The following is a 25,557-nucleotide window of genomic DNA, read 5'->3' as shown; positions in this document are numbered from 1 at the left end:
GCGAGGACCCCTTGATGCGCCTGCTGATCGCCCTGATTCTTCCCTGGCTGTCCTTTTTCACCATCGGCCGGCCGTTTGCCGGCATCGTCTGCCTGATCCTGCAGATCACCCTGATCGGCTGGCTGCCCGCCGCGATCTGGGCCGCCTACGCGGTCAGCCAGTACCACACCGACCAGAAGATCCGGCGCGCCCTCGGGCCGCGCTGATCTCCCTTCCGCCTTGATTACCGGTTCCCCCGCATGACCCAACTCGCCTCCAGTTACGACCCGAAGTCCTTCGAGACCGACCTCTACGAGGCCTGGGAGAAGGCCGGCCACTTCAAGCCGTCCGGCACGGGCGAGCCGTACACCATCCTGCTGCCGCCGCCGAACGTGACCGGCACCCTGCACATGGGCCACGCCTTCCAGCAGACCCTGATGGACGCGCTGGTGCGCTACCACCGCATGCGTGGCTACGACACGCTGTGGCAGGTCGGCACCGACCACGCCGGCATCGCCACCGAAATGGTGGTCAGCCGCAACCTGGCGCTGGAAGGCAAGGGCGAGACCCGCGATTCGCTGGGCCGCGAAGGCTTCATCGGCAAGGTCTGGGAGTGGAAGCAGCAGTCCGGCGACACCATCGAACGCCAGATGCGCCGCCTCGGCACCTCCGCCGACTGGTCGCGCAGCACCTTCACCATGGACCCGCAGCCGTCGGCGGCGGTCAACGAGGCCTTCGTGCGCTGGTACGAGCAGGGCCTGATCTACCGCGGCCAGCGCCTGGTCAACTGGGACCCGGTGCTGAAGACCGCCATTTCCGACCTGGAAGTGGAAAGCGCCGAGGAAGACGGCTTCCTGTGGTCGATCGCCTACACGCTGGATGAGGGCCTGAGCTACGAACACGTCGAGCGCGATGCCGACGGCGTGGAAACCCTGCGCGAAACCCGCGACTACCTGGTCGTCGCCACCACCCGCCCGGAAACCCTGCTGGGCGATACCGCGGTGATGGTGCACCCGGAAGACGAGCGCTATGCGCACCTGATCGGCAAGAGCGTGGTGCTGCCGCTGACCGGCCGCCGCGTCCCGGTGATCGCCGACGACTACGTGGACCGTGCCTTCGGCACCGGCGTGGTCAAGGTCACCCCGGCGCACGATTTCAACGACTACGAAGTGGGCGTGCGCCACAGCCTGCCGATGATCAACCTGTTCACCCCGGTGGCGGCGCTGAACGAAAACGCGCCGGAGCGTTTCCAGGGCCTGGACCGCTACGCCGCGCGCAAGGCCGTGCTGGCCGAGCTGGAAGACCTGGGCATCCTGGTCGAGACCAAGGCGCACAAGCTGCAGGTGCCGCGCGGCGACCGTACCGGCCAGGTGATCGAGCCGTACCTGACCGACCAGTGGTTCGTGAAGATGGACGACCTGGCCAAGCGTGGCCTGGAGCTGGTCGAAGACGGCAGCATTTCCTTCGTGCCGCCGAACTGGATCAACACCTACCGCCACTGGATGAACAACATCCAGGACTGGTGCATCAGCCGCCAGCTGTGGTGGGGCCACCGCATTCCGGCGTGGTTCGACGAAGCCACCGGCAGCTGCTACGTCGGTCGCAGCGAAGAGGAAGTGCGGGCGAAGCACAACCTGGGCAGCGACGTGGTGCTGAACCAGGAAAGCGACGTGCTGGAGACCTGGTTCTCCTCGCAGCTGTGGCCATTCTCCACCCTGGGCTGGCCGAACGAACAGGCCATGGCCGAGCGCGGCTTCGACCGCTACCTGCCGTCGTCGGTGCTGATCACTGGCTTCGACATCATCTTCTTCTGGGTGGCGCGCATGATCATGGCCACCGACAACCTGGTCGGGAAGATCCCGTTCAAGGACGTCTACTTCACCGGCCTGATCCGCGACGGCCAGGGCCAGAAGATGTCCAAGAGCAAGGGCAACGTGCTCGATCCGCTGGACATCATCGACGGCATCACCATCGACGATCTGGTCGCCAAGCGCACCGGCGGCCTGATGCAGCCGAAGATGGTGGAGAAGATCGAGAAGGCCACCCGCAAGGAATTCCCGGACGGCATTGCTGCCCACGGTGCCGATGCGCTGCGCTTCACCATCGCCGCGCTGGCCACCCACGGCCGCGACATCAAGTTCGACATGAACCGCGCCGAGGGCTACAAGAACTTCTGCAACAAGCTGTGGAACGCCAGCCGCTTCACCCTGATGAACACCGAGGGTGCAACGTTCACCGGCGTGCCGACGCCGCGCACCGATGCCGAGCGCTGGATCCTGGCGCGCCTGGCGGCGGTGTCCACCGAGGCGCAGGGCCACTACGCCAACTACCGCTTCGACCTGCTGGCGCAGTGCCTGTACGAGTTCGCCTGGAACGAGTTCTGCGACTGGTTCCTGGAGCTGAGCAAGCCGGCACTGAATGGTGCCGATGCCGCCGACGCCGAAAGCACCCGCCACACTCTGCTGTACGTGCTGGAAGCGCTGCTGCGCCTGCTGCACCCGCTCACGCCGTTCATCACCGAACAGCTGTGGCAGCAGCTGGCCCCGCGACTGGGCCTGACCGAAACCACGCTGTCGCTGCGCCCGTACCCGACCGCCGCCGAGTTCGAAGGCGATTTCGCCCAGGCCGAGGCCGACGTGGAATGGCTGAAGGCCGTGATCAGTGCCGTGCGCCGCGTGCGCAGCGAACTGAACGTGGCCCCGTCCAAGCTGGTGCCGCTGCGCCTGCAGGCCGGTCTGGAGCAGGATCGCGTGCGCATCGAACGTTTCAGCGCCTCGCTGTCGTTCCTGCTCAAGCTGGACAGCATCCAGTGGCTGGCTGAAGGCGAAAGTGCACCGCCGGCTGCCGCCGCGATTGTCGGTGAGCTGAAGCTGCTGGTGCCGCTGGAAGGCCTGGTCGATCTCGATGCCGAGCGTGTGCGCCTGGACAAGGAAATCGCCCGCGTCGAAGCCGAAAAGGAAAAGAGCGAGACCAAGCTGGCCAAGTTCACCGACAAGGTGCCGCCGGCCGTGGTCGAGCAGGAACGCGTGCGCCTGGTCGACTGGAACACCCAGCTGGCCGGCCTGCGCGAGCAGCGCGCGAAGCTGTAAGCGCCGGGAAGCGCCGGGTGCTGCCCGGCGTTTCTTTTGTAGAGTCGAGCCCCGCTCGACTCATGACAGCAGTCGAGCATGGCTCGACTCATGACAGCAGTCGAGCATGGCTCGACTCTACATTTCGCGCGCATGGCATCATCGCTGGATGCCGCTTTCCATCTTCCTGCTGGTTCTCGCCGCTGCAGCCCTGCACGCCAGCTGGAACGCGATCGTCAAGCGCGGGCCGGACAAGTTCCTCGGCACCGTGCTGGTCACCGGCAGCGCCGCGTTGCTGTCCGCCGCTGCCCTGCCCTTCCTGCCCTTCCCCGCCGCGCACAGCTGGCCATGGCTGGCCGCTTCGGTGCTGCTGCAGGTGACCTATTACGGGCTGGTCGCACGTTGTTACCAGCAGGTCGACATGAGCCTGGCCTACCCGCTGATGCGTGGCAGCGCGCCGATCCTGGTCGCGTTGGCGGGCACACTGCTGGGCGAGCAGCTGCCACCGGCAGCGTGGCTGGGCGTGGTGCTGGTCAGCACCGGCATCCTGTGCATGGCGCTGGGGGCGCGTGGCGGTCAGCTGCGCCTGCCGCTGCTGACCGCGGCGATGATCGCCACCTACACGCTGGTCGATGCGCAGGGCGCGCGTCAGTCCGGCAGCGCACTCAGCTATACGTTGTGGCTGTTCCTGCTGTCGGGCATTCCACTGCCACTGTGGGCGCTGTACACGCGCCGCGGCGCGGTGCTGGACTATGCGCGACAGCACTGGCCGCTGGGGCTGGCCGGTGGCGTCGGCACCACCACCTCGTATGCGATGGCGTTGTGGGCAATGACCCAGGCGCCGGTGGCGATGGTCTCGGCGTTGCGCGAATCGTCGATCCTGTTCGCGTTGCTGATCTCGGTGTTCCTGCTGCGCGAACGGATTCCGCGCGCGCGCTGGCTGGCGGCGGCGTTGATCGTCGGGGGTGTGTTGGCACTGCGGCTGGCGTGAGGAAAGCGTGCCAACCAAGGCTGGCACCTACCACGGTAGGTGATGTGTCGATGACAGCGGAGATCCATCGGTAGTGCCGGCCGCAGGCCGGCAACCCTGCTCCGTTACAGCGGCGGCATCGCCTGCAGGTCGCCGTCGACCAGTTCGATCGCCATCACCACCGCGTCTTCGCGGCCCTGTGCGGCCGGGTAGTAACGCGGGCGGCGACCGATCTCGTTGAAGCCTTCGCTGTGGTACAAGGCCAGCGCGGGTGTGTTGGACGGACGCACTTCCAGGAACACACGCTGCGCCCCCCGGTCGCCGGCCAGCTGTACCAGCGCGCGCAGCAACTGACGTCCGAGCCCACGCGACTGCGTCAGTGGATCGATGCAGACGTTCAGCACATGGGCCTCGTCGGCCGCGATGCTGAGCACGCCATAGCCGATCAGCTGGCCATCACGCTCCATGGCCAGGCCCGGATAGCCCGCACGCAGACAGTCGACGAAGATGCCGCGGGTCCAGGGAAACGGATAGCCGCGTACTTCAATCGCCATCACCGCGTTGAGGTCGCTCTCGCGCAGCGCGCGCAGGCTGACCGGACCGGGCTGGCTGACCGCACTCATGGCGCACCCCGCTTGCGCAGGGCGCGCAGCTGCGGCCACAGCGCGCGCTTGGCGGCCGGGTCCTGACGCAGCTGGTCCAGCGGCCAGCTGTCCATCAGCGCCTGCGTGGCCGGATCATTGGGATTGCAGCCGGACGCGCGCAGCAAGGCGATCTGCAGGCGATCCGGCAGGCGCACCACCGGCTGCCGGGCATTGCCGCCAGGCAGCGGCCGGGCAGCGGCGGGCGCGGTGTCCGGTGCGCTGACCGGGGTCTCGCGGCGCGCTGGCGCCGGGCGTTCCTGGCGGGAAACCGGTGCGGCCGCAGCCAGAGGTTCGCGCGCGGGTGCGGTTGGCGCCCGCGCCTGCTCCGCCGCTGGTGTGGCAGCCGCCTCGGCTTCGGCCACGCTCAGCTGCAGCGCGGCATCCAGCTCGGCGGCCAGCTGGCCGTCGTGATAGACGGTGTAGCCCATGGCCTGCAGCCAGGCCTGCTGGGCCGGTGACCACAGCACGGGCAGGTCCTCGCTCACGCGGCCTCGGGCTTCTTGCGCAGGCGCTGCACGGCCCACATCACCGGGCCCGACAAGGCATACAGGATGCCCACCGCGAACAGCACGCGCGGCAGGTCGATGACCGCAATGGCGATCGCCACTGGCACCAGGGCCAGTACCAGGAACGGCACGCGGTCGGAGCGGGTGCCCTTGGCGCCGCCGCCCTTGAAGCTCCAGAAGCGGATGCGGCTGACCATCAGCAGCGCCGCGATGATCGTCACCGCCAGCGCCACGTAGCGCAGCTGGTTGCCGTCCCAGCCCAGGTTGCCATCGGCGAACGCCCAGACGAAGGACATCATCAGGCCGGCCGCGGCCGGGCTGGCAAGGCCGACGAACCAGCGCTTGTCGACCACCGCTACCTGGGTATTGAAGCGGGCCAGGCGCAGCGCCGCGCAGGCGGCATACAGGAAGGCCACGGCCCAGCCGACGCGACCCAGCAGCGGGTCGTCGAACTTCAGCCACGACAGCGACCAGTGGTACATCACCAGCGCCGGGGCCATGCCGAAGCTGACCAGGTCGGCCAGCGAGTCGTACTGCACGCCGAATTCGCTGCTGGTGCCGGTCAGGCGCGCCACGCGCCCATCCAGGCCATCCATCACCGCCGCCACGAACACGGCGATGCTGGCGTTGACGAAGTCCCCGTTGGCCGCGGCGATGATCGCGTAGAAGCCGGCAAACAGGCCGGCGGTGGTGAACAGGTTGGGCAGCAGGTAAATCGTGCGCGAACGCGGCGGCGGTGTGATCGGGTCCATGGAATCCAGTTTAATCGACTTGCCAGTGCTCGGCGCCAATGCTGCAATCGGCGTTCTACGCCCATTCCGTGGAGTTTGCCATGCGTGCCCTGTCCTGCCTTGGATGCCTGCTGCTGTTGGCCAGTGCCAACGCCGTGGCCGGCCCGGTCTATAAATGGAAGGACGCCAATGGCGTGACCCAGTATTCGGAGACCCCGCCGGCGGGCAGGAAGTTCGAGACCCGGGCGCAGGCGCGCAGTCCCCAGGCGGCGGCCAGCGCCGAGACCCCGGCCGCGCCGGTGCCCGAGCAGTGCAGCACCGCCCGCGCCAACCTGGCCCTGCTGGACGGCGGCGGCCAGGTAATGCAGGACACCGATGGTGATGGCAAGGCCGATACCGCGTTGGCTCCGGAGCAGCGCAGCGCGCAGAAGGGATTGGCTGAAGCCGCCATCAAGGCCTACTGCCCGGCGGAGTGAGGGTTATCGGCAGGGCTTGCAGCCCTGCACCCGCAGAGGCGGTAGCAAGGGCAACGTCAAGAGCGGGCATTCCGTGGAATGGCGGGGCGGTGTCGGAGTGCGGGGACGCCGCAAGTACGTCCCTGTAGGCTTGGCAGCCGCATCCATGCGGCTGACACCCCGCAATCCGACACCGCCCCACCCCCGACAGATTCCCGGTGGTCAGTAGATCCACGCCATGCGTGGATGAATCTCCATGGAAATCGAATAGTTCGAGAATTGATCGAACAGCAGCCGAGCATGGCTCGGCCCTACAAAAGGGCGGCAGATCGCGGAAAACTGTCGAAGGCGGGGTGGGTCCGGTTGCGAGGGCGTGAGCGCCATGGATGGCGCGACCGAGCCACAGGGACGTATTTACGGCGTCCCCCGCAACCGGACCCACCCCGCCATCCCACGGGAAGCCCGCTGTTGCAGTTGCAGTTGACGTTGCTTGAGGCGGGTGCAGGGCGCAGCCCTGCCGATACCCCTCCCCCCGGCCGGGCTGGCAGAATAGGCGTCTCTGCCGTTATCCGAAGCCGACGATGCGCCTCTCCCAGTTCCACCTGCACACCACCAAGGAAACCCCCAGCGACGCCGAGCTCACCAGCCACCGGCTGATGCTGCGCGCGGGCATGATCCGCAAGCTGGCATCGGGCCTATACACCTGGTCGCCGCTGGGCCTGCGCGTGCTGCGCAAGGTTGAACGCATCGTGCGCGAGGAAATGGACCGCGCCGGTGCCGTGGAATTCCAGATCCCGACCATCCAGCCGAAGGAACTTTGGGAGCAGACCGGGCGCTGGCAGAAGTTCGGCCCGCAGCTGCTGAAGATCAAGGACCGCAAGGACCAGGTGTTCTGCTACAGCCCGACCGCCGAAGAAGCCGCCTGCGACTTCGCGCGCAGCGAGCTGTCCAGCTACAAGCAGCTGCCGGTGAACTTCTACCAGGTGCAGACCAAGTTCCGCGACGAGATCCGTCCGCGCTTCGGCGTGATGCGTTCGCGCGAGTTCCTGATGAAGGACGCCTATTCGTTCCACCTGCACGATGAGTGCCTGGTGCGCGAGTACGAGAACATGAAGTCGGCCTACAGCCGTATCTTCACCCGCCTCGGCCTGGATTTCCGCATGGTGCAGGCCGACTCCGGCGCGATCGGCGGTGATGCCTCGCAGGAATTCCACGTCATCGCCGATTCCGGCGAAGACGCGCTGGTGTTCTCCACCGGTTCGGACTACGCGGCCAACATGGAAGCGGCGATCGCTGCCGATCCGGCACCGCGTGCGGCCGCCAGCGAAGCCATGCGCAAGGTCGATACCCCCACCCAGAAAACCTGCGAGGATGTCGCGGCGCTGCTCGGCATCGACCTGCAGCGCACGGTGAAATCGGTGGCGCTGATCGCCGGCGAAGGCAAGGCACAGCAGTTCGTGCTGCTGCTGGTACGCGGCGACCATGAGGTCAACGAGATCAAGCTGGCCAAGGTTGCCGGCCTGGACGAACAGCGCTTCGCCAGTGAGGCGGAAATCGCCGAGCACCTGGGCAGCGTGCCGGGCTTCCTCGGCCCGGTCGCCCCGGCCAAGGCCATCCGCGTGGTGGCCGATCGCGAAGTGGCGGCGATGTCCGACTTCGTCGTCGGCGCCAACGAAGCCGGTTTCCACCTGGCTGGCGTCAACTGGGGCCGCGACCTGCCGGAACCGGAAGTGGCCGACATCCGCAACGTGCGTGCCGGTGACCGCGCGCTGGACGGTGGTGAACTGAAGATCGCCCGTGGCATCGAAGTCGGCCACGTGTTCCAGCTCGGCCGCAAGTACGCCGAAGCGCTGGATGCCACCGTTCTGGACGAGAACGGCAAGGCGGCGGTGATGGCGATGGGCTGCTATGGCATCGGTATCTCGCGCGTGGTGGCTGCCGCGATCGAACAGAACCATGACGATGCCGGCATCATCTGGCCGGACGCGATGGCGCCGTGGCAGGTGGTGGTGTGCGTGATCAATCCGAAGGGCGACGCCGCCGTGGCCGACGCCGCGGCCAACCTGCTGCAGGAGCTGCGCGATGCGGGCCTGGACGCGGCACTCGACGACCGTGGCCTGCGCCCGGGCGCAATGTTCGCCGACATGGAACTGATCGGCATCCCGCACCGCGTGGTGGTGAGCGAACGTGGTCTGGCCGCCGGCACCTACGAGTACCGCTCGCGTCGTGCCAGCGAAGCGGAAAGCCTGGACAAGGCCACCCTGCTGCAGCGCCTGCAGGGTTGATCAGGAAAAGACCGGGGCATGCCCCGGTCTTTTTTTGCCTGACGCCCATTTGAGCAATATTGTAGCGGACATAATCCGGTCAAAATCGACGCAATGCAGCCGGGATGCTGCCAGGCCATGACCGGTCTGCATTTGTGCTGCGATTAATTCATCTTTATTCTGTCCCGCGACGCCAGGGACTGGCTCGTCCCGTCCACTTATTAGTTTCCGGAGTAACCGTAAATGAGCATTGACCTGACCGGCCTGTCGGCACGCGAGCTGGGCGCCCTGATCCGCACCGCCAAGAAGCAGCAGACCATCGTCGCCAAGCGCCGGCCGATCACCAAGGTCCGGGCACAGCTGACCAAGCTGGCCAAGACCGAGGGTTACACCATCGAGGAACTGTTCGGCGACGCCCCGGCCCCGCGCGCGCGCAAGGTGGCCAAGGTTGCCAAGGCACCGTCGAAGACCGCTGGCCGCAAGCTGGGCAAGGTTGCGCCGAAGTACCGCAACCCGGCCAATCCGAAGGAAACCTGGACCGGCCGTGGCAAGCAGCCGCGCTGGATGGCCGAGCTGACCGCCAAGGGCAACAAGAAGCCGGAAGATTTCCTGATCAAGAAGGCCTGAGGCCGGATCGGGATGCAATGAAAAACGCCGGCGAAAGCCGGCGTTTTTTCATTCCCCGGAAAGGAAAGGGGTGTGGACCAACGGTCCACATCCACAGGAAGCAGCCCAGAGGGCGATTACAGGGTTTTGCGGGCCGGCATCAGCAGGTTGCCGAACAGCAGGCCAGCGACCAGCGCCATCACCACGTTGAGCACGGTGAGGAACACGCTCTGGCCGGCGCCCACGTCCTGCTGCTGGACCAGGGTCAGCACGCCGCGCAGGCTGGTGCTGCCGGGCACCATCATGATGATGCCGGGCAGGCGGATGATTGCGCCCGGGCGGCCGACTAGGCGGCCGAACAGATTGCCACCGGCGGTCAGCAGCATCGCCGACAGGAAGATGCCAGCCGGCGCGCCCCAGGCGTGGCCACCGAACTTGGAGATCGCATAACCAGCCACCGAGGCCGCGATCACCCACGGATAATCGCGGCGGTTGGCCTTGAACAGCATCGCGAAGGCAAACGCCGCGGTCAGCAGTGAGCCCCACTCCACCCACGGCCCCTGCGGACGCGTGGCGCGGATCACCGGATCGAGGCCGAGCACGTCGGCCAGGGTCACCGCGATCATCGCGCCGACGCTGAGCTTCATGATGGTGGTCAGCGCGCCGGCAAAGCGCGCGGTACCCGACACCCAGTGCTGGCTGGCCAGTTCATTGACCGCATTGGTCAGCGACATGCCGGGCAGCAGCACCACCAGCGAGGCGATGATCACCGTGTTGAGATTGAGCGCGCCGATGAAGGACGCGACCAGGGTGGCGACCAGGCCGGCCAGCAGCGCGGCCAGTGCCTCGGCGGCTTCGCGGGTGGCCGGGCGACGGTCGGTGACCATGCCGAGCAGGCCGATCATCAGGCCAATGACACCGGCGGTGGCAATGTCCAGCCACGGCAGCTTCCACATGCCGGCCACACCGGCCGCGCCGAGGGTGAACGAAAGGATGGTGCGCAGCTTGCCGCGCCGGCCCGGATCCTTGTCCAGCTGGCGCAGCGCGGTGTGGCCCTGGGCGATGCTCATCCGCCCGTTGGCCACTTCCTCGGCGATATGGTCGGCCACGCTGAGCTTGTGCAGGTCGTTCTCGCCGGGGGCCAGACGGATCACGCGGGTGATGTCACTGGAGCCGATCGCCTGCGCAGGGTCGCTGAAGCTGAGGATGATACCGGTGGGATTCGACCACGGTTCACAATCCAGATCGAGCTGGCGGGCCAGTGCCACCACTGCCGTTTCCAGGCGCTGGGCCGTTGTGCCGTAGCTGTGCAGGCGTCCGGCGATCTCGGAAACGAAGGCCACGCGCTGCGCGTAGGTGGCCTGGGGCGTGGGGATCGTGTGAGCGTCTGCGGACATGCGCCGTAGTATTACCTAGGCTGGGCCTTACCGGAGAAATTCATCCGAGTTCGACGCGATGCCCAATACAGAACGGTTATGCTGCGACCCGAATGGCCCAAGTGACCCCGAACCACGCCCCCCAGCTCGAACAGGATGCCCATGACCCGGGCGTGATCCGCCTGTCCGGCACCTGGACCTTGAAGACCGCGCTGGCCGCGGCCGAAGTGCTGCGCGGCGTTCCCGACACGCTGACCGGCATCGATGCCACCGCCATCGAGAAGATGGATTCGGCCGGCGTGCTGCAGGTGCTGCGCGTAGCCCACCGTGCCGACCTCGGCGAAGACGCACTGAAGTTCCGCCCGGACCATCAGGCGCTGGTGTGCACCATCGAGGAAGTGGCCGACGACCGGCCCAGGCCCAAGCGCGATTTCGGCGTGCTGGCCGCGCTGGAACGGCTGGGTGTCAGCGTCCATGCCACCGGCCACAACATCAAAGCGCTGTGCAGTTTCCTCGGCGAGAACCTAGTCAAGGCCGCACGCCTGGTCAAGGAACCCCGCCGTTTCCGTCTGACCGCCACCGTGCACCAGATGGAGCAGGTCGGGCTGGACGCGGTACCGCTGGTGGCACTGCTGTCCTACCTGGTTGGCGCGGTGATCGCCTTCCTCGGCTCGACCATCCTGCGCGACTTCGGCGCCGAGATCTATGTGGTCGAACTGGTCAACATCGCCTTCCTGCGCGAATTCGCGGTACTGCTGACCGCGATCGTGCTGGCCGGCCGCACCGCCAGCGCCTTCACCGCGCAGATCGGTGCGATGAAAGCGCGCGAGGAAATCGATGCGATGCGCACTCTGGGCCTGGATCCAATCGACCTGCTGGTGCTGCCACGGCTGCTGGCGCTGCTGGTCACCCTGCCCCTGCTGACCTTCATCGCCATGGTCGCCGGTCTGGCCGGCGGCATCACGGTGGGTGCGTTCGACCTGGATATTCCGCCGCAGATGTACATCGCGCGCATGCACGAGACGATGGAAGTGCGCCACATGCTGGTCGGCCTGTCGAAGGCGCCGGTGTTCGCGCTGGTGATCGGCCTGATCGGCTGCCTGGAAGGCCTGAAGGTCGAAGGCACGGCGCAGTCGGTCGGCGAACGCACCACCTCCAGCGTGGTGCAGACCATCTCGCTGGTGATCATCATCGACGCCTTCGCGGCGTTGTGGTTCATGCACATGGACTGGTGACATGAGCACGCATGCGACGCCCGAAGAAATTCCCATGCAGGACGACAACGGCCACGAGCTGGCCATCCGCGTGCGCGGGCTGGTCAACCGCTTCGGCAGCCAGACCGTGCATGAGGACCTGGACCTGGATGTACGCCGCGGCGAGATCCTGGGCGTGGTGGGTGGTTCGGGTACCGGCAAATCGGTGCTGATGCGTTCGATCCTCGGCCTGCGCGTGCCCGATGCCGGGCAGATCGAAGTGCTCGGCCGCGACGCGCGTGCCGACGATGCCGAGAGCCGCCTGCACATCGAGCGCAACACCGGCGTGCTGTTCCAGGACGGTGCCCTGTTCTCCTCGCTGACCGTGGGCGAGAACGTGCAGGTGCCACTGAAGGAGCACCATCGCGAACTGCCCGAGCGCTGGCACTACGAGCTGGCGCTGCTGAAGGTGAAGCTGGCCGGCCTGCCCGCCGATGCGATCAACAAGCTGCCCTCGCAGTTGTCCGGTGGCATGCGCAAGCGCGCCGGCCTGGCCCGAGCGCTGGCGCTGGATCCGCCGCTGCTGTTCCTGGACGAACCGACCGCAGGCCTCGACCCGATCGGTGCGGCTGCATTTGACCGCCTGATCAAGACCCTGCAGGAAGCGCTGGGACTGACCGTGTTCCTGATCACCCACGACCTGGACACGCTGTACGCGATCTGCGACCGGGTCGCGGTGATCGCCGACCGCAGGGTGGTGGCCAACGCGCCCTTGCCTGACATCGAGAAACTGGATCATCCGTGGATCCAGGAATACTTCCACGGACCCCGCGCGCGTGCCGCGCGTGGCGAACAGATCGAGAGTGCCTGAGCCATGGAAACCAAAGCCAACTACGTGCTGATCGGCGCGTTCACCCTGATCACCGGCCTGGCCCTGCTGGCCTTCGGCCTGTGGGCCGCCAAGTACTCTTCCGACCGCACCTGGCAGGAATACCGCGTGGTGTTCCGCGAAGCGGTGACCGGCCTGTCGGTGGGCAGCCCGGTGCAGTACAACGGCATCGCGGTGGGCTCGATCACCGAACTGAACCTGGTACCGGACGACCCGCGCCAGGTGGTCGCGCGCATCCGCCTGAACTCCAACACGCCGGTCAAGACCGATACCCGCGCCAAGCTGGCGATCACCAGCCTGACCGGCCCGTCGATCATCCAGCTCAGCGGCGGCACGCCACAGTCGCCGGCGCTGACCACGGTCAACAAGGACCCGGCGCCGATCATCCCGACCACGCCGTCGGCGCTGCAGAACATCACCGACGTCGCCAACCGCATCGTCGAGCGCATGGACCAGATCCTCAGCGACCGCAACGTGGCTTCGATCAACGCGACACTGGCCAACCTGGAAACCATCAGCGGTGGTCTGGCCGACCGTGACCAGGGCACGCAGGCGCTGCTGCTCAGCGCGCGCGACGCCGCCCGCAGCCTGGACACCACGCTGAAGACCACCAACGGCACCATCGAGCGCCTCGACAAGAACCTGGTGCAGCAGCTGCCCGGCATCATCGACAAGCTCGACGGCACCCTGGCCAAGCTTGATTCGGCCGCAGGCAACGCCGATTCGATCCTTGGCGAGAACCGCGCCGCGATCAACAGCTTTGCCAACGATGGCCTCGGCCAGCTGGGCCCGACGCTGACCGAGTTGCGCGGCCTGATCCGCGACCTGCGCAGGGTCAGCGACCGCCTCGAGAACAACCCCGCGCGCTACCTGCTTGGCCGCGACGCCCCGAAGGAGTTCGAACCCCAATGAGCCCGACCACCCTTACGCGCCTGCTGCTGGCCACTTCGATGCTCGCCCTGCTGGGCGGCTGCTCCATCCTCGGCAGCAGCGAGAAAACCGCGGTGACGCTTTACTCGCCCTCCGTGCAGGTGAAGGCCGACCCGGCGTGGCCGCAGGCCAGCTGGCAGCTGGTGCTGGCCAAACCCAGCGCCGCGCGCATGGTCGACAGTCCGCGCATCAACGTGCGGCCGACGCCGTCGCAGCTGGAGATCTACAAGGGCGCCAGCTGGGCCCAGCCGGCCACCGACATGATCGAGGACACCCTGCTGCGCGGCTTCGAGGATTCCGGCCGCATCCGCGGCGTGGCCCGCAGCACCGCCGGCATCCGCGCCGACTACAAGCTGTCCACCGACGTGCGCCGCTTCGAATCGGATTACCAGGGAGAGGCCACGCCGACGGTGGTGATCGAGGTCAACGCCAAGCTGATCCACGTCGCCGACCAGCGCGTGGTGGCTGACCGCACCTTCCGCCAGGCGCAGCCGGTCGGCAGCACCGACGTACCGGCGGTGACCGCGGCCTTCGAGCGCGGCCTGCAGCAGCTGGCACAGGAGATGGTGGGCTGGACGCTGACCAGCGGGCAGGCCGACCAGCCGACCGTCGCACGCTGATCGATCAGCGCGGCGTGATCCAGCGGAACGTCAGGTTGATCCGCTCGCCCTGCACCCGCGCCATCTTCGGCAGCGCGTGCTGATAGAACTGCTGGGTCTGACCGGCCATCACCAGCAGATCGCCATGGCCGAGCAGATACTCGGCCTTCCGCGCCGGGTCATCGCGTCGGCGTAGCAGGAAGCGCCGCGCCGTGCCCAAGCTCAGCGAAGCAATCACCGGGGCCGGCCCCAGCTCCGGCTCGTCATCGCTGTGCCAGCCCATGTAATCACCGCCGTCGCGATAGCGGTTCAGCAGCACGCTGTTGAAGCGGCCGAGGCCTTCCACCTGCAGGCGATCACGCAAGGCCTGCAACGCGGGTGGCCAGGGGTGCGGCACGAATTCAGCCCCGGAATAGCGGTAGCGCGCCTGCGGATCGCCGATCCAGCAGCTCAGCCGCGGCGAATCCACCCAGTTGCCGAACATGCGGATGCGGTGGACTTCCCAGGGGACTTCGGCCTGCAGGGTCAGCAGCAATGCAGCGGCCTTGCCAGCGGGCAGCCAGCCCGATAGATGACGGACATCAGCGTCAGGCAGATCAGGAGGAAACAGCATTGGGCCGGGTACTGGACAGGAGCAACAGCGAGCATGCCTGATTTGCTCGATTCAGGCGCAAACCGGAGAATGACGGGACATTTCAGCGCCACTGCCCAATGCACCTGATGCCGTGCCCCTCCCCCCTGCCGCCTCTTCCACAGCCCCGCAGAGGCCAGTCATGAGCCTGGGGCGCTATCTCGCCACCGCGCGACGGTCGGTGCAGCGCCACGGCGGTGGCATGGCTGGACTGGGATCGGTGCTGCTCCGCGCACTGAAGGTAGTTCATGCAATGGGCGTGCGCGGTTTCATTGCGCGCCTGCGCTCGGCCAGCGTCGTCCGCACCCGCGCCAGCGAACCCTTCGATACGCCTGCGCTACCTGTGCCGATCCCCCTGGAACAGCTGCGGTTGAGTGTGGGCGTGATGGCGCACGTGTTCTATCCAGACCTGATCAACGAGTTCGCCACCACGCTCTCGCGTATGCCACTGCGCTTTACCTTGCTGGTCTCGGTGATGGACGCTGCAGCCGAAGCGCAGGCACGTGAAGCATTCGGGCGCCTTCCGAACGTCCAGACCCTCCTTGTCCGCCAGGTCCAGAATCGTGGTCGCGACATCGCTCCACTATTAGTAACGTTCCGCGAAGAGATCAAGGCACTGGATCTGGTGTGCCACATTCACACCAAGAAATCGCTCTATACCGGTAGCGAACAGCAGACGTGGCGCCACTACCTGTTAGACAGCCTTTTGGGCTCGCGTGAGCGCATCGCTTGGATCTTGGGCACCTTCCAGGCCGACCCACAGCTGGGCCTGGTCTATCCTGAAAGTTACGACGGTGTTCCACTCTGGGCACACACTTGGCTGAGCAATGGCCCCGCGTGCGACGCTCTCGCGCAGAAACTTGGAATCGCCCTGGATGCGCAGCGTTACATAGACTTCCCCGCCGGCTCGATGTTCTGGGCGCGAGTTGATGCGCTGCGACCGCTGTACGATCTGAACCTTCCACTGGATGCCTTCCCCGTGGAACAGGGCCAGGTGGATGGAACGCTGCAGCACGCCGTCGAGCGCCTGTTTGGCGTCATCGCCCGCCACCAGGGTTTCCGCTTGGGCATCCTGCCACCCGATGGTCGCCTGGCACTTGCTGCCGAAGGTGAACGTAATGTCGGCGAGGCACTTCAAACCGGCCTGTCTGACCGTTTGACGCTAGCCGCGCTGGACGCACGCATGGTCACGGTCGATATTTTCGATACGCTGGTCACCCGCGTGTTCCTGACACCCGCCGCGGCCCGCGAGCATCTCGCTTGGCGACTGGAGCGGCAATGGGGCATATTCGATTTCTCCCGGCATCGCGCCGATGCGGAAAGCTGCCTGCGTGAAATCTTGCAGCGGGACCCCTCCCTCTCCGAGATCCACATCGAGCTTGCCGGGCGCCTCGCGTTGCCTGGCGTGGATGCGAGCATGCTTGCCAATGCCGAGCGAATGCATGAGTGCGCGATACTCCGGCCGCGGCAAGGTCTGCTGACAGCGCTTGTAGATGCAAAGCTGACTTCGCTGACGGCGTTCTCCGACATGTATCTATCCAGCGAGGACATGCGGCAGGTCCTGCCCGATCGAGTGCAGCAGCTCATCTCGCGGTGGTGGATTTCCTGCGAGACCGGCCTGCGCAAGGACTCTGCCGACAGTTGGAAGCAGCTGGCGCGTCAGGAAGGGCGCGAAGATGGCCGCTGGCTACATGTGGGTGACAACGAACACGCCGACATCCAGATGCCGCAGCTGGGCGGCCTGCTTGCGCCCGTGCACGTGCTGCGGCCGGCCACCCTGCTGGACGTCGTACCGGGCCTTCGCCCGCTCCGCCATCCTCAGGGCACCCAGGCACCATGGTCTGAGCAGCTTTGGCGCGGCCTGCTGGCAAACAGCTTCGCTGCGATCGCCGACACCTCTCCGCAGCGGCTGCTCGGTCGTCCCCAGCTCGATGCACATACGCTGGGCTATACGGTACTCGGCCCGTTGGTCCTGGACTTCCTGCTGCATATCATCGACGTAGCTCGCCGCCGGGAGGTGGACCACCTGTTGTTCCTGAGCCGCGAAGGCTATCTGCTGGAGCAGGCATTCACCCGGCTGCAGGCCGCACACCCGTTCGCCGCCAGGATCAAGAGCACCTATTTTCTGGCGTCGCGTCGGGCGACGCTGCTGCCCGCACAGCTCGATGCCTCAGATCTTGCACTGCTCATGCAGGGTACGTTCAACGGGTCGCTGCGCGGCCTGCTGCAGGCACGACTCGGCGAAGATGCCGTGGCACGGGTGGCGGCATTGCAGCCGGCGCTGATGGAGCGCGACGTCTTTCTGCCGGAAATGGCCGACGAGGTACAGCGTTGGCTGCACCCGGTCAGGGATGCACTTCTGTCGCTGGCTGCCCGCCATCGCAAGGTCTATCAGGCGTACTGGGCCCGTACCGTCGGCTCATCGACGCCAATGGTGATCGACGTGGGCTACGCCGGCAGCATCCAGCGCAACCTCGCGCGCCTGCTCGGCACACCACTAGGCGGCTGCTACATGGCCCTGCGCGCAGGCGCCAGCGCACTGGCATCGCAGGGCTGGGCCGAGGCACGGTACTTCGACGGCCGCAATGGCGGCAACGAAACAGACTCCCCCATCCTTGCCAACGACCTGCTGCTGGAGTCACTGCTGGCAGCTCCGCACGGCCAGTTCAACGGCTTCACTGAAAGCAGCGAGGGCCTGAATACGCCCCGCTTCGGTTCCGTTGAACTTCCAACGGCTGCCCTGGAGATCCTCGCCGAGGTCCATACCGGGGCGCTGACCTTCATCGAAGAAACCTGCCATACGCTCCATGAGGACATCGCCGAGCTGAACCTGGACGCCGAGGGCGTCCAGGTTCCACTCCAATGTCTGGGCAGTGGGCGATGGAATGCCGACCTTGTACTTGCCCAACTCGCCACCGAAGACGCGTTCACCGGACGCGGTACAGTCAGCGCGAGCCCTCAGGACTAGCGCTGAAAGGCTACGCCCGTCTTTTCCTTCAACTCTTCATCGCTGACGCCCGGCGCCGCTTCCACCAGCAACAGGCCCTTGTCGGTGACGTCGAACACGGCCAGATCGGTGATGATGCGGTCGACCACGCCCACACCGGTCAGCGGCAGCGTGCATTCGGTCAGGATCTTGTGCTCGCCGTTCTTGGCGGTGTGCTCCATCAATACCACCACGCGCTGCACGCCGGCCACCAGATCCATCGCGCCGCCCATGCCCTTGACCATCTTGCCGGGCACCATCCAGTTGGCCAGGTCACCCTTGTCGGTGACCTGCATGGCGCCGAGGATGGCCAGGTTGACATGGCCGCCGCGGATCATCGCAAAGCTGTCGTGGCTGCCGAAGTAGCTGGCACCGGCACGTGCGGTCACGGTCTGCTTGCCGGCGTTGATCAGGTCGGCATCGACTTCGGCATCGGTCGGGAACGGGCCGATACCGAGCAGGCCGTTTTCCGACTGCAGCCACACGTCCACGCCTTCGGGGATGTGGTTGGCAACCAGGGTCGGCAGGCCGATGCCCAGGTTCACGTAGGCACCATCGGTCAGTTCGCGGGCGGCACGTGCCGCCATCTCATCGCGGGTCCACGCCATGTCAGTTGCCCTCTGCGCGGATGGTGCGCTGTTCGATACGCTTTTCTGGATGCGGGTTGTGCACGATGCGGTGCACGTAGATACCCGGCAGGTGCACCTGGTCCGGATCGATGGCGCCGACCGGCACCACCTCCTCCACTTCCACGATGCAGACCTTGCCGGCCATCGCGCAGGCCGGGTTGAAGTTGCGCGCGGTCTTGCGGAACACCAGGTTGCCCGCTTCGTCGGCCTTCCACGCCTTGACCAGCGCGACATCAGCACGCAGCGCGGTCTCCATCACGTAGTGCTTGCCGTCGAACTCGCGGGTTTCCTTGCCCTCGGCCACCACCGTGCCGTAGCCAGTGGCAGTGAAGAACGCCGGGATGCCCGCGCCACCGGCACGCAGGCGCTCGGCCAGGGTGCCCTGCGGATTGAATTCCAGCTCCAGCTCGCCGGCCAGGAACTGGCGCTCGAATTCCTTGTTCTCGCCCACGTAGGACGAGATCATCTTCTTGATCTGGCGGGTTTCCAGCAGCTGGCCCAGGCCGAAACCATCGACGCCGGCATTGTTGGAGATCACGGTCAGGCCCTTGGCACCACTGTCGCGCAGCGCGGCGATCAGGGCCTCGGGAATGCCACACAGGCCGAAGCCGCCCACGGCCAGCGTCTGGCCATCGGCGACCACCCCTTGCAGGGCCTCCGCCGCACTGGCGAAGCGCTTGCCGCGCTTGCCGGTGGAAGTCGATTGCTGCATTGCTGTACTACCCTGCACGTTGAGGATGACCGCATTCTAGCTGGAGGGCGGCGAAGGGCCTGGATGCGCCGCAGCATTGACGGAGCACCAGGCGGGCATTGGGTAGAATGGGCGATTCCACGCAGAAGGGTGCTTCAGCGCCTACGCCCCTCGATCTACGATGACGCCGACCTTCACAGACGAAGACCTGTTCCGCTGGATCGACGAATGGACACTGCAGAAAAGCGAGCAGTGCCTGGGTGGCGTGCGCAACCGGCAACTTCGCGATGGCCTGCTGACGGCCGAGGTACAGGGTTCGGCCAGGCATCCCTACTACGTGGAGATCGATCTGACGGCCAGTACGCGTACCGCGCGCAGCCGCCTGCAGAGTGCCTGTTCCTGCCCCGTCGGCCGCACCTGCAAGCATGTGGCGGCGGTGCTGGTCTCGTACATGCTGGATTCGCTTGCCATGGACGACGAGAGTCCCCTGACCGAACAGGACCTGGCGCAACCGCCGCGTCCTGAACTGCTGGCAGAGCTTTCGCGTTGGCAGAGCGCGCGGATCCGGCCGGCCCAGCCACGCCGGAACGGTGTCATCTTCGAACTGTCCACCTACAACCACCACCCCGCCGTGCTGGTCCGGCGCGTCAAGTACGGGACCGATGGTGCGATCAGCACGGGCAAGTGGATGGATATCACCGCGGACCTGCTGCTGGATCCTCCGGCCTATCTCACGCCGACTGATCTGGCGGTGATGATCCAGCTACGCACCCAGCGGCAGCCCGCGACGAAGGACGAATGGATCGACTTCGCGGCCACCCTGCAGTTGATCGTCTCCAGCGGCCATGGCTGGGTCTCCTGCGGTACGCACGGCGACGTGCCGGCCCGGTCAGGAGCTCCACGCCGCGGCGAACTGGGCTGGACCGTTGGCATGACGCAGGGCGCGACGCTGCTGGAACCCACGTTGAGCGTGGAAGGCGGCGCCAGAGGCGTGGTCCTGGGCCGGAGTGCGTGCTATCTGGACCCGGTCACCGGCGAGGTCGGTCCGCTGCTGCTGGATGTCAGGGCCGAGGACGCCGACGCGTTCCTGAGCCTGCCCAATCTGTTACCCAACGAAGAAGCGGTGGTCGCACAGATGCTGCAACAGATCGACCCTGCCCTGCCGCGCCCCGGTGCAAGCGACACACTGCCCACCCTGCAGATCAGCGCGATGATCCCCGTGCTGCGCCTGCATACGATTGAGTTCCGGCCGGCATGGCTCGGCCGCCGCGACCCGTCGCAATGGGCCGATATCGCGACCGTGGCCTTCGAGTACGACGAGCACGTGCGGTTCCTGGATGATCCGAGCCTGTTCGCACTCGATCCGGAGGGCCAGCTCGCCCTGCTGCCCCGTGACCTGGCTGAGGAATCACGGCGCGAGGCCGAGCTGCGCACAGTGGGACTGAATCGCGACACGGACCCGCGGGCGCCATTGGACGGCGCTGGCCCGCAGTTCCAGCTGCGCACCCATGACTGGACACGGTTCCTGCTGGATGACGTGCCGCGCCTGGAAGCCTTGGGCTGGAAGGTGGAGACTGACGACGACTTCCGCCATCGCATCACCCGGGTGGATGAGATCGACCTGGACATCCAGGCGGACCCGACGGATGCGGGCTGGTTCAACCTGGGTCTGGACATCCAGGTGGAAGGCCGCAACGTGTCTATGGTTCCGCTGCTGCAGCAGGTGCTGCAGTCCGATCCCCGCTGGATGCGTGGCCAGCTGGACGCCATCGGCGACGACGAGAACGTCCTGTTGATGGCAGGCAACAACACCCGCCTGGCACTGCGGGCCGCGCGACTGAAGCCGATCATGGCCCTGTTGGCGGACCTGTTCGCCCAGCGTGGCGCGCCGCTGCGCTTGTCAGCGCTTGACCGTGGCCGCCTGCAGGCACTGCAGGACACGGCGCGCCTGCAGTTCCGGGGCCGCAAGGATACCCAGGCGCTGGTGCAGCGGCTGATGCAGGCACCCGCACTGGGCGAAGTGCCGCCACCGGCGGGGCTGGTGGCAACGCTGCGTCCCTACCAGCTGGAGGGCCTGTCGTGGCTGCAGTACCTGCGCCAGCAGGGGCTGGGCGGGGTGCTGGCCGATGACATGGGGCTGGGCAAGACCCTGCAGACACTGGCGCATCTGCTGGTCGAGAAGGAAAGTGGCCGCCTGGACCGGCCGGCGCTGCTGGTGGTGCCGACCTCGCTGCTGCACAACTGGCAGAGCGAAGCGGCACGCTTCACCCCGGGCCTGCGCGTACTGACCCTGCACGGACCGGCACGTGAGGTGCTGTTCGAGGCGATCCCCGAGCACGATCTTGTACTGACCACGTATCCCCTGCTTTGGCGCGACGAGCAGGCGCTGCAGGCACATGCCTACCATCTGCTGATCCTCGACGAGGCCCAGCAGGTGAAGAATCCGAAATCGCGTGCGGCCGTCACCCTGCGCACGCTGCAGGCCCGCCATCGCCTGTGCCTGACCGGTACGCCGCTGGAAAACCATCTGGGCGAACTGTGGACGCAGTTCGATTTCCTGCTGCCCGGCCTGCTCGGCAGCGAGAAACAGTTCAACCAGCATTGGCGCCATCCGATCGAACGCGGCAGCGATCACCGTCGCGCCACGTTGCTGGCGCAGCGTCTGCGCCCCTTCATCCTGCGCCGGCGCAAGGATCAGGTCGCGTCAGAGCTTCCGCCCAAGACCCTCATTACCCGCGCGGTGGAGATGGAGGGTGGCCAGCGTGATCTCTATGAAACCGTGCGTGCCGCGATGGAAAAGCAGGTGCGCGAAGCCATCAGCGGCAGCGGGCTGGCGCGCAGCCATATCGTGGTGCTGGATGCCTTGCTGAAGCTGCGCCAGGTCTGCTGCGATCCGCGCCTGCTGCCGGGCGACGCCCCTGCACGCAATGCCGGCTCGGCCAAGCTGGAGCTGCTGCGCGACATGCTGCCGTCGATGGTCGAGGAAGGCCGGCGGATCCTGGTGTTCTCACAGTTCACCGGCATGCTGGCGCTGATCGCGCAGGCGCTGGAGGAGCTCGGGCTGGCCTATGTGACGCTGACCGGCGACACCCAGGACCGGGCCACGCCGGTGCAGCGTTTCATGCAGGGCGAGGTACCCGTGTTCCTGATCAGCCTGAAGGCCGGTGGCGTCGGGTTGAACCTGACTGCTGCAGACACCGTCATCCACTTCGATCCCTGGTGGAACCCGGCGGCCGAAAACCAGGCCAGTGACCGCGCCCATCGCATCGGCCAGCAGCAGCCGGTGTTCGTCTACCGGCTGATCGCCGCAGGCAGCATCGAAGAACGGATTGCCGAGCTGCAGGAACGCAAGGCCCTTCTGGCGGAATCGATTCTGGAAGGCGGCGGCAGCACGGGTCCACGCTTCAGTGAGGAAGACGTCCAGGCGCTGCTGGCGCCGTTGCCGGGCCTGCCGGCCAAGCGCACCCGCCGGCCAGGCCGACGATCGCCGCAGGCCTGATCCGTGGCGCCAGTCAGGTGGCGTTCTCCGATGGAAACGATTCCCAAACGGGACTGGGACTACAATTGAGGGCTGAGCTCACAAAGGATCTGATCGATGCCCCTGCCCGCCTTCAAGGCCTACGATATCCGCGGCCGCGTGCCGGAAGAACTGAACGAAGACCTGGCGCGCCGCATCGGCGTCGCCCTGGCTGCGCAGCTCGCTCCCGGCCCGGTGGTCCTCGGCCACGATGTGCGCCTGACCAGCCCGGCGCTGCAGGATGCACTGGCCGCAGGCCTGCGTGGTACCGGTCGTGAGGTGATCGACATCGGTCTGTGCGGTACCGAAGAGGTCTACTTCCAGACCGATCACCTCGGCGCAGCCGGCGGTGTGATGGTGACCGCCAGCCACAACCCGATGGACTACAACGGGATGAAGCTGGTCAAGGAGAACGCCCGCCCGATCAGCTCCGATACCGGCCTGTTCGCGATCTCCGATGCGGTCGCCGTCGATACGTCCGAGGCCCAGCCGCCACGCGCCGGGCAGACCGCCCAGCATGACAAGAGCGCCTATATCCAGCATCTGCTGAGCTACGTCGACGCCGCCAAGCTCAAGCCGCTGAAGCTGGTGGTCAATGCCGGCAACGGTGGTGCGGGCGCCATCGTCGACCTGCTGGCACCGCACCTGCCGTTCGAGTTCATCCGCATCTGCCACGAACCCGATGGCAGCTTCCCCAATGGCATTCCCAACCCGCTGCTGCCGGAAAACCGCGCCGCCACCGCCAATGCGGTGCGCGAACACGGCGCCGACTTCGGCATTGCCTGGGACGGTGACTTCGACCGCTGCTTCTTCTTCGACCATACCGGCCGCTTCATCGAGGGCTACTATCTGGTCGGCCTGCTGGCCAAGGCCATCCTGGCACGCAATCCCGGTGGCAAGATCGTGCACGACCCGCGGCTGGTCTGGAACACCGTGGAAATGGTTGAACAGGCAGGCGGCGTGCCGGTGCTGTGCAAGAGCGGCCACGCGTTCATCAAGGAAAAGATGCGCGCCGAAGATGCGGTGTACGGCGGCGAGATGAGCGCCCACCACTACTTCCGCGAATTCGCCTATGCCGACTCCGGCATGATCCCGTGGCTGCTGATCGCGCAGCTGATTTCCGAGAGCGGCCGCTCGCTGGCCGACTGGGTCGAAGACCGCATGGCGGCCTATCCCTGTAGCGGCGAGATCAACTTCAAGGTGGCCGATGCCAAGGCCGCTGTGGCCCGCGTGATGGAGCACTTCGCCGCGCGGTCGCCCGCGCTGGACCATACCGATGGCATCAGCGCCGATTTCGGCGACTGGCGCTTCAACCTGCGCAGTTCCAACACCGAGCCGCTGCTGCGCCTGAACGTTGAAGCCCGCGGCGACGCAGCGCTGATGCAGGCGCGCACCGACGAAATCTCCCGCCTTATCCAGCAGTAATCAAGGAAGATCATGAGCAACATCCAGCCCGTCATCCTGTCCGGTGGTTCCGGCACCCGCCTGTGGCCACTGTCGCGCGAGGCGTATCCGAAGCAGTTCCTGCCGCTGGCAGGCGAACAGACGATGCTGCAGGCCACCTGGCAGCGCGTCGCGCCCATCGCCACCCACGGCCCGTTGGTGATCGCCAACGAAGAGCACCGCTTCGTCGCTGCCGAGCAGCTGCAGCAGGTCGGCGCCGAGCCGGCTGCCATCATCCTGGAACCGGTTGGCCGCAATACGGCGCCGGCGATTGCGGTCGCAGCATTGGAGGCCACCCGCGACGGCGCCGATGCGCTGCTGCTGGTGCTGCCCTCGGACCATGTGATCACCGATGAGGCTGCGTTCCGTGCAGTCGTGCAGGCTGCAGCCAGCGCTGCCGAGGCCGGCAAGCTGGTGACCTTCGGCATCGTGCCGACCGGTCCGGAAACCGGCTACGGCTATATCAAGGCCGCCAATGGGCAGGGCCTGCGTGCCGTCGAGCGTTTCGTCGAAAAGCCCGACCTGGACACCGCCACCGGCTATGTGGCCAGCGGCCAGTACTACTGGAACAGCGGCATGTTCCTGTTCAAGGCCTCGCGCTACCTGCAGGAACTGGAGCGCTTCCAGCTCGACATGCTGGCCAGCAGCCGCCAGGCCTGGCAGCAGGCCCGTCGCGATTCGGATTTCACCCGCCTCGACAAGGAGGCGTTCGCCACCGTTCCCTCCGATTCCATCGACTATGCCGTGATGGAAAAAACCGAAGACGCCGTGGTGATTCCGTTGGACGCCGGCTGGAACGACGTCGGTTCGTGGACCGCACTGCGCGATGTCTCGCATCAGGATGGCGATGGCAATGCGCACCAGGGTGACGTGATCGCGATCGACTGCCGCAACACCTATGCCTATGCACAGCGCCTGGTGGCACTGGTCGGTCTGGATGACGTGATCGTGGTCGAGACCGACGACGCGGTGCTGGTCGGCAAGGCCGACCGCATGCAGGAGGTCAAGACCGTGGTGGCGCAGCTGAAGGCCGACGGTCGCAGCGAGGCCACCTGGCATCGCAAGGTCTACCGCCCGTGGGGCGCCTACGATTCGATCGACAACGGCGAGCGTTTCCAGGTCAAGCGCATCACCGTCAAGCCCGGCGGTACGCTCAGCCTGCAGATGCATCACCATCGCGCCGAGCACTGGATCGTGGTCAGCGGCACCGCCGAGGTGACCCGCGGCGACGAGGTGATCCTGCTCAGCGAGAACCAGAGCACGTACATCCCGCTGGGCGTGACCCATCGCCTGCGCAACCCGGGCAAGCTGCCGCTGGAGCTGATCGAGGTGCAGTCCGGCAGTTACCTCGGTGAAGACGACATCGTGCGTTTCGAGGACACGTACGGGCGCAGTTGATCCGACGCCCTGCGGCGGGTGCCGACCGTTGGTCGGGGTGGGTGCCGACCGT

21 protein-coding genes are annotated in these 25,557 nt (G+C 66.4%); 14 read left to right on the top strand and 7 right to left on the bottom strand.

Annotated elements, in window-relative coordinates; all coding sequences use genetic code 11:
* Positions 1–14 precede the first annotated feature (14 nt).
* The 3 genes from ACZK13_RS02690 to ACZK13_RS02680 all read left to right on the top strand — a co-directional run bounded on the left by ACZK13_RS02690 (position 15) and on the right by ACZK13_RS02680 (position 4,038).
* Positions 15–206, top strand: a complete 192-nt coding sequence (locus ACZK13_RS02690; RefSeq protein ID WP_012510005.1) for a YqaE/Pmp3 family membrane protein — start codon at positions 15–17, stop codon at positions 204–206.
* Between the two features lie 33 nt (positions 207–239).
* A complete protein-coding gene (locus tag ACZK13_RS02685) occupies positions 240–3,068 on the top strand; it encodes a valine--tRNA ligase (protein WP_478482245.1) in 2,829 nt (942 codons plus the stop codon).
* A 148-nt stretch (positions 3,069–3,216) separates the two neighbouring features.
* Positions 3,217–4,038 (top strand): EamA family transporter, encoded by an 822-nt coding sequence (locus tag ACZK13_RS02680; protein ID WP_478482506.1) that lies wholly within the window; start codon positions 3,217–3,219, stop codon positions 4,036–4,038.
* A 104-nt stretch (positions 4,039–4,142) separates the two neighbouring features.
* Here ACZK13_RS02680 and rimI read toward each other — a convergent pair whose 3' ends face one another.
* From rimI to pssA, 3 genes are read right to left on the bottom strand one after another with little or no spacing between them, the layout of a single operon-like run.
* Positions 4,143–4,640, bottom strand: a complete 498-nt coding sequence (rimI, locus tag ACZK13_RS02675) for a ribosomal protein S18-alanine N-acetyltransferase (protein WP_032128003.1) — start codon at positions 4,638–4,640, stop codon at positions 4,143–4,145.
* Positions 4,637–5,146 (bottom strand): hypothetical protein, encoded by a 510-nt coding sequence (locus ACZK13_RS02670; protein ID WP_125892548.1) that lies wholly within the window; start codon positions 5,144–5,146, stop codon positions 4,637–4,639. Before ACZK13_RS02670 ends, rimI begins: the two co-directional genes overlap by 4 nt.
* Positions 5,143–5,919 (bottom strand): CDP-diacylglycerol--serine O-phosphatidyltransferase, encoded by a 777-nt coding sequence (gene pssA / locus ACZK13_RS02665; protein WP_019660986.1) that lies wholly within the window; start codon positions 5,917–5,919, stop codon positions 5,143–5,145. Before pssA ends, ACZK13_RS02670 begins: the two co-directional genes overlap by 4 nt.
* Before the next feature lie 80 nt (positions 5,920–5,999).
* Between pssA and ACZK13_RS02660 the strand changes: the two genes are divergently transcribed.
* The 3 genes from ACZK13_RS02660 (at position 6,000) to ACZK13_RS02650 (ending at position 9,244) form a co-directional block, all read left to right on the top strand.
* Positions 6,000–6,374 (top strand): DUF4124 domain-containing protein, encoded by a 375-nt coding sequence (locus tag ACZK13_RS02660; RefSeq protein WP_049400296.1) that lies wholly within the window; start codon positions 6,000–6,002, stop codon positions 6,372–6,374.
* Between the two features lie 560 nt (positions 6,375–6,934).
* The gene (locus tag ACZK13_RS02655) at positions 6,935–8,638 is read left to right on the top strand and encodes a proline--tRNA ligase (RefSeq protein WP_032128001.1); all 1,704 of its coding nucleotides are present in this window, start codon (positions 6,935–6,937) and stop codon (positions 8,636–8,638) included.
* Positions 8,639–8,860: 222 nt separating this feature from the next.
* Positions 8,861–9,244 (top strand): H-NS histone family protein, encoded by a 384-nt coding sequence (locus ACZK13_RS02650; protein ID WP_005415203.1) that lies wholly within the window; start codon positions 8,861–8,863, stop codon positions 9,242–9,244.
* A 116-nt stretch (positions 9,245–9,360) separates the two neighbouring features.
* Here the strand turns inward: ACZK13_RS02650 and ACZK13_RS02645 are convergent, their stop codons facing one another.
* Positions 9,361–10,620, bottom strand: a complete 1,260-nt coding sequence (locus ACZK13_RS02645; protein WP_049398420.1) for a threonine/serine exporter family protein — start codon at positions 10,618–10,620, stop codon at positions 9,361–9,363.
* Positions 10,621–10,712: 92 nt separating this feature from the next.
* Here ACZK13_RS02645 and ACZK13_RS02640 point away from each other — a divergent pair, with 92 nt between their 5' ends.
* Genes ACZK13_RS02640 through ACZK13_RS02625 form a run of 4 tightly spaced genes read left to right on the top strand, consistent with a single transcriptional unit; the run spans position 10,713 to position 14,231 of the window.
* A complete protein-coding gene (locus tag ACZK13_RS02640) occupies positions 10,713–11,834 on the top strand; it encodes an ABC transporter permease (RefSeq protein WP_049424924.1) in 1,122 nt (373 codons plus the stop codon).
* A gap of 1 nt (position 11,835) precedes the next feature.
* A complete protein-coding gene (locus ACZK13_RS02635; protein WP_121504842.1) occupies positions 11,836–12,663 on the top strand; it encodes an ABC transporter ATP-binding protein in 828 nt (275 codons plus the stop codon).
* Between the two features lie 3 nt (positions 12,664–12,666).
* Positions 12,667–13,593 (top strand): MlaD family protein, encoded by a 927-nt coding sequence (locus ACZK13_RS02630; RefSeq protein WP_097048756.1) that lies wholly within the window; start codon positions 12,667–12,669, stop codon positions 13,591–13,593.
* A complete protein-coding gene (locus ACZK13_RS02625; protein WP_478482244.1) occupies positions 13,590–14,231 on the top strand; it encodes an ABC-type transport auxiliary lipoprotein family protein in 642 nt (213 codons plus the stop codon). The genes ACZK13_RS02630 and ACZK13_RS02625 overlap by 4 nt, the downstream gene beginning before the upstream one ends.
* Before the next feature lie 4 nt (positions 14,232–14,235).
* On the opposite strand, the gene ACZK13_RS02620 is transcribed toward ACZK13_RS02625, so the two are convergent.
* Entirely contained in the window at positions 14,236–14,823 is a 588-nt protein-coding gene (locus ACZK13_RS02620; RefSeq protein ID WP_253143417.1) for an alpha-ketoglutarate-dependent dioxygenase AlkB family protein, read from the bottom strand.
* 160 nt (positions 14,824–14,983) lie between these two features.
* On the opposite strand from ACZK13_RS02620, the gene ACZK13_RS02615 reads away from it, so the two are divergent.
* Positions 14,984–17,809 carry a rhamnan synthesis F family protein gene (locus ACZK13_RS02615; protein ID WP_253143416.1) on the top strand — a complete coding sequence of 942 codons (2,826 nt, stop codon included), beginning with the start codon at positions 14,984–14,986 and terminating at the stop codon, positions 17,807–17,809.
* On the opposite strand, the gene ACZK13_RS02610 is transcribed toward ACZK13_RS02615, so the two are convergent.
* Both ACZK13_RS02610 and ACZK13_RS02605 read right to left on the bottom strand, forming a co-directional pair.
* Entirely contained in the window at positions 17,806–18,435 is a 630-nt protein-coding gene (locus ACZK13_RS02610) for a CoA transferase subunit B (protein ID WP_253143415.1), read from the bottom strand. The two genes, ACZK13_RS02615 and ACZK13_RS02610, sit on opposite strands and share 4 nt — an antisense overlap.
* A gap of 1 nt (position 18,436) precedes the next feature.
* Positions 18,437–19,168 carry a CoA transferase subunit A gene (locus tag ACZK13_RS02605; RefSeq protein ID WP_012509993.1) on the bottom strand — a complete coding sequence of 244 codons (732 nt, stop codon included), beginning with the start codon at positions 19,166–19,168 and terminating at the stop codon, positions 18,437–18,439.
* Positions 19,169–19,328: 160 nt separating this feature from the next.
* Here ACZK13_RS02605 and ACZK13_RS02600 point away from each other — a divergent pair, with 160 nt between their 5' ends.
* The 3 genes from ACZK13_RS02600 to ACZK13_RS02590 all read left to right on the top strand — a co-directional run bounded on the left by ACZK13_RS02600 (position 19,329) and on the right by ACZK13_RS02590 (position 25,505).
* On the top strand, positions 19,329–22,646 hold the full coding sequence (locus ACZK13_RS02600) for a DEAD/DEAH box helicase (RefSeq protein WP_253143414.1): 3,318 nt from the start codon (positions 19,329–19,331) through the stop codon (positions 22,644–22,646).
* Between the two features lie 96 nt (positions 22,647–22,742).
* Positions 22,743–24,089: a phosphohexomutase domain-containing protein gene (locus tag ACZK13_RS02595; protein WP_049398412.1), complete on the top strand. Its 1,347-nt coding sequence runs from the start codon at positions 22,743–22,745 to the stop codon at positions 24,087–24,089.
* A 12-nt stretch (positions 24,090–24,101) separates the two neighbouring features.
* On the top strand, positions 24,102–25,505 hold the full coding sequence (locus ACZK13_RS02590; RefSeq protein ID WP_253143413.1) for a mannose-1-phosphate guanylyltransferase/mannose-6-phosphate isomerase: 1,404 nt from the start codon (positions 24,102–24,104) through the stop codon (positions 25,503–25,505).
* Positions 25,506–25,557: the final 52 nt, after the last annotated feature.

The sequence above is a fragment of the Stenotrophomonas sp. 99219_Sma genome, assembly GCF_056480785.1.
This window is presented reverse-complemented; position numbering and strand designations above follow the sequence as displayed.

What these genes read in the sequence shown, in the direction of transcription:
- ACZK13_RS02690 (WP_012510005.1), top strand. Translation starts at nt 15, where the DNA reads ATGCGCCTGCTGATCGCCCTGATTCTTCCCTGGCTGTCCTTTTTCACC.
- ACZK13_RS02685 (WP_478482245.1), top strand. Translation starts at nt 240, where the DNA reads ATGACCCAACTCGCCTCCAGTTACGACCCGAAGTCCTTCGAGACCGAC.
- ACZK13_RS02680 (WP_478482506.1), top strand. Translation starts at nt 3,217, where the DNA reads ATGCCGCTTTCCATCTTCCTGCTGGTTCTCGCCGCTGCAGCCCTGCAC.
- rimI (WP_032128003.1), bottom strand. Translation starts at nt 4,640, where the DNA reads ATGAGTGCGGTCAGCCAGCCCGGTCCGGTCAGCCTGCGCGCGCTGCGC.
- pssA (WP_019660986.1), bottom strand. Translation starts at nt 5,919, where the DNA reads ATGGACCCGATCACACCGCCGCCGCGTTCGCGCACGATTTACCTGCTG.
- ACZK13_RS02660 (WP_049400296.1), top strand. Translation starts at nt 6,000, where the DNA reads ATGCGTGCCCTGTCCTGCCTTGGATGCCTGCTGCTGTTGGCCAGTGCC.
- ACZK13_RS02655 (WP_032128001.1), top strand. Translation starts at nt 6,935, where the DNA reads ATGCGCCTCTCCCAGTTCCACCTGCACACCACCAAGGAAACCCCCAGC.
- ACZK13_RS02650 (WP_005415203.1), top strand. Translation starts at nt 8,861, where the DNA reads ATGAGCATTGACCTGACCGGCCTGTCGGCACGCGAGCTGGGCGCCCTG.
- ACZK13_RS02645 (WP_049398420.1), bottom strand. Translation starts at nt 10,620, where the DNA reads ATGTCCGCAGACGCTCACACGATCCCCACGCCCCAGGCCACCTACGCG.
- ACZK13_RS02640 (WP_049424924.1), top strand. Translation starts at nt 10,713, where the DNA reads ATGGCCCAAGTGACCCCGAACCACGCCCCCCAGCTCGAACAGGATGCC.
- ACZK13_RS02635 (WP_121504842.1), top strand. Translation starts at nt 11,836, where the DNA reads ATGAGCACGCATGCGACGCCCGAAGAAATTCCCATGCAGGACGACAAC.
- ACZK13_RS02630 (WP_097048756.1), top strand. Translation starts at nt 12,667, where the DNA reads ATGGAAACCAAAGCCAACTACGTGCTGATCGGCGCGTTCACCCTGATC.
- ACZK13_RS02625 (WP_478482244.1), top strand. Translation starts at nt 13,590, where the DNA reads ATGAGCCCGACCACCCTTACGCGCCTGCTGCTGGCCACTTCGATGCTC.
- ACZK13_RS02620 (WP_253143417.1), bottom strand. Translation starts at nt 14,823, where the DNA reads ATGCTGTTTCCTCCTGATCTGCCTGACGCTGATGTCCGTCATCTATCG.
- ACZK13_RS02615 (WP_253143416.1), top strand. Translation starts at nt 14,984, where the DNA reads ATGAGCCTGGGGCGCTATCTCGCCACCGCGCGACGGTCGGTGCAGCGC.
- ACZK13_RS02610 (WP_253143415.1), bottom strand. Translation starts at nt 18,435, where the DNA reads ATGGCGTGGACCCGCGATGAGATGGCGGCACGTGCCGCCCGCGAACTG.
- ACZK13_RS02605 (WP_012509993.1), bottom strand. Translation starts at nt 19,168, where the DNA reads ATGCAGCAATCGACTTCCACCGGCAAGCGCGGCAAGCGCTTCGCCAGT.
- ACZK13_RS02600 (WP_253143414.1), top strand. Translation starts at nt 19,329, where the DNA reads ATGACGCCGACCTTCACAGACGAAGACCTGTTCCGCTGGATCGACGAA.
- ACZK13_RS02595 (WP_049398412.1), top strand. Translation starts at nt 22,743, where the DNA reads ATGCCCCTGCCCGCCTTCAAGGCCTACGATATCCGCGGCCGCGTGCCG.
- ACZK13_RS02590 (WP_253143413.1), top strand. Translation starts at nt 24,102, where the DNA reads ATGAGCAACATCCAGCCCGTCATCCTGTCCGGTGGTTCCGGCACCCGC.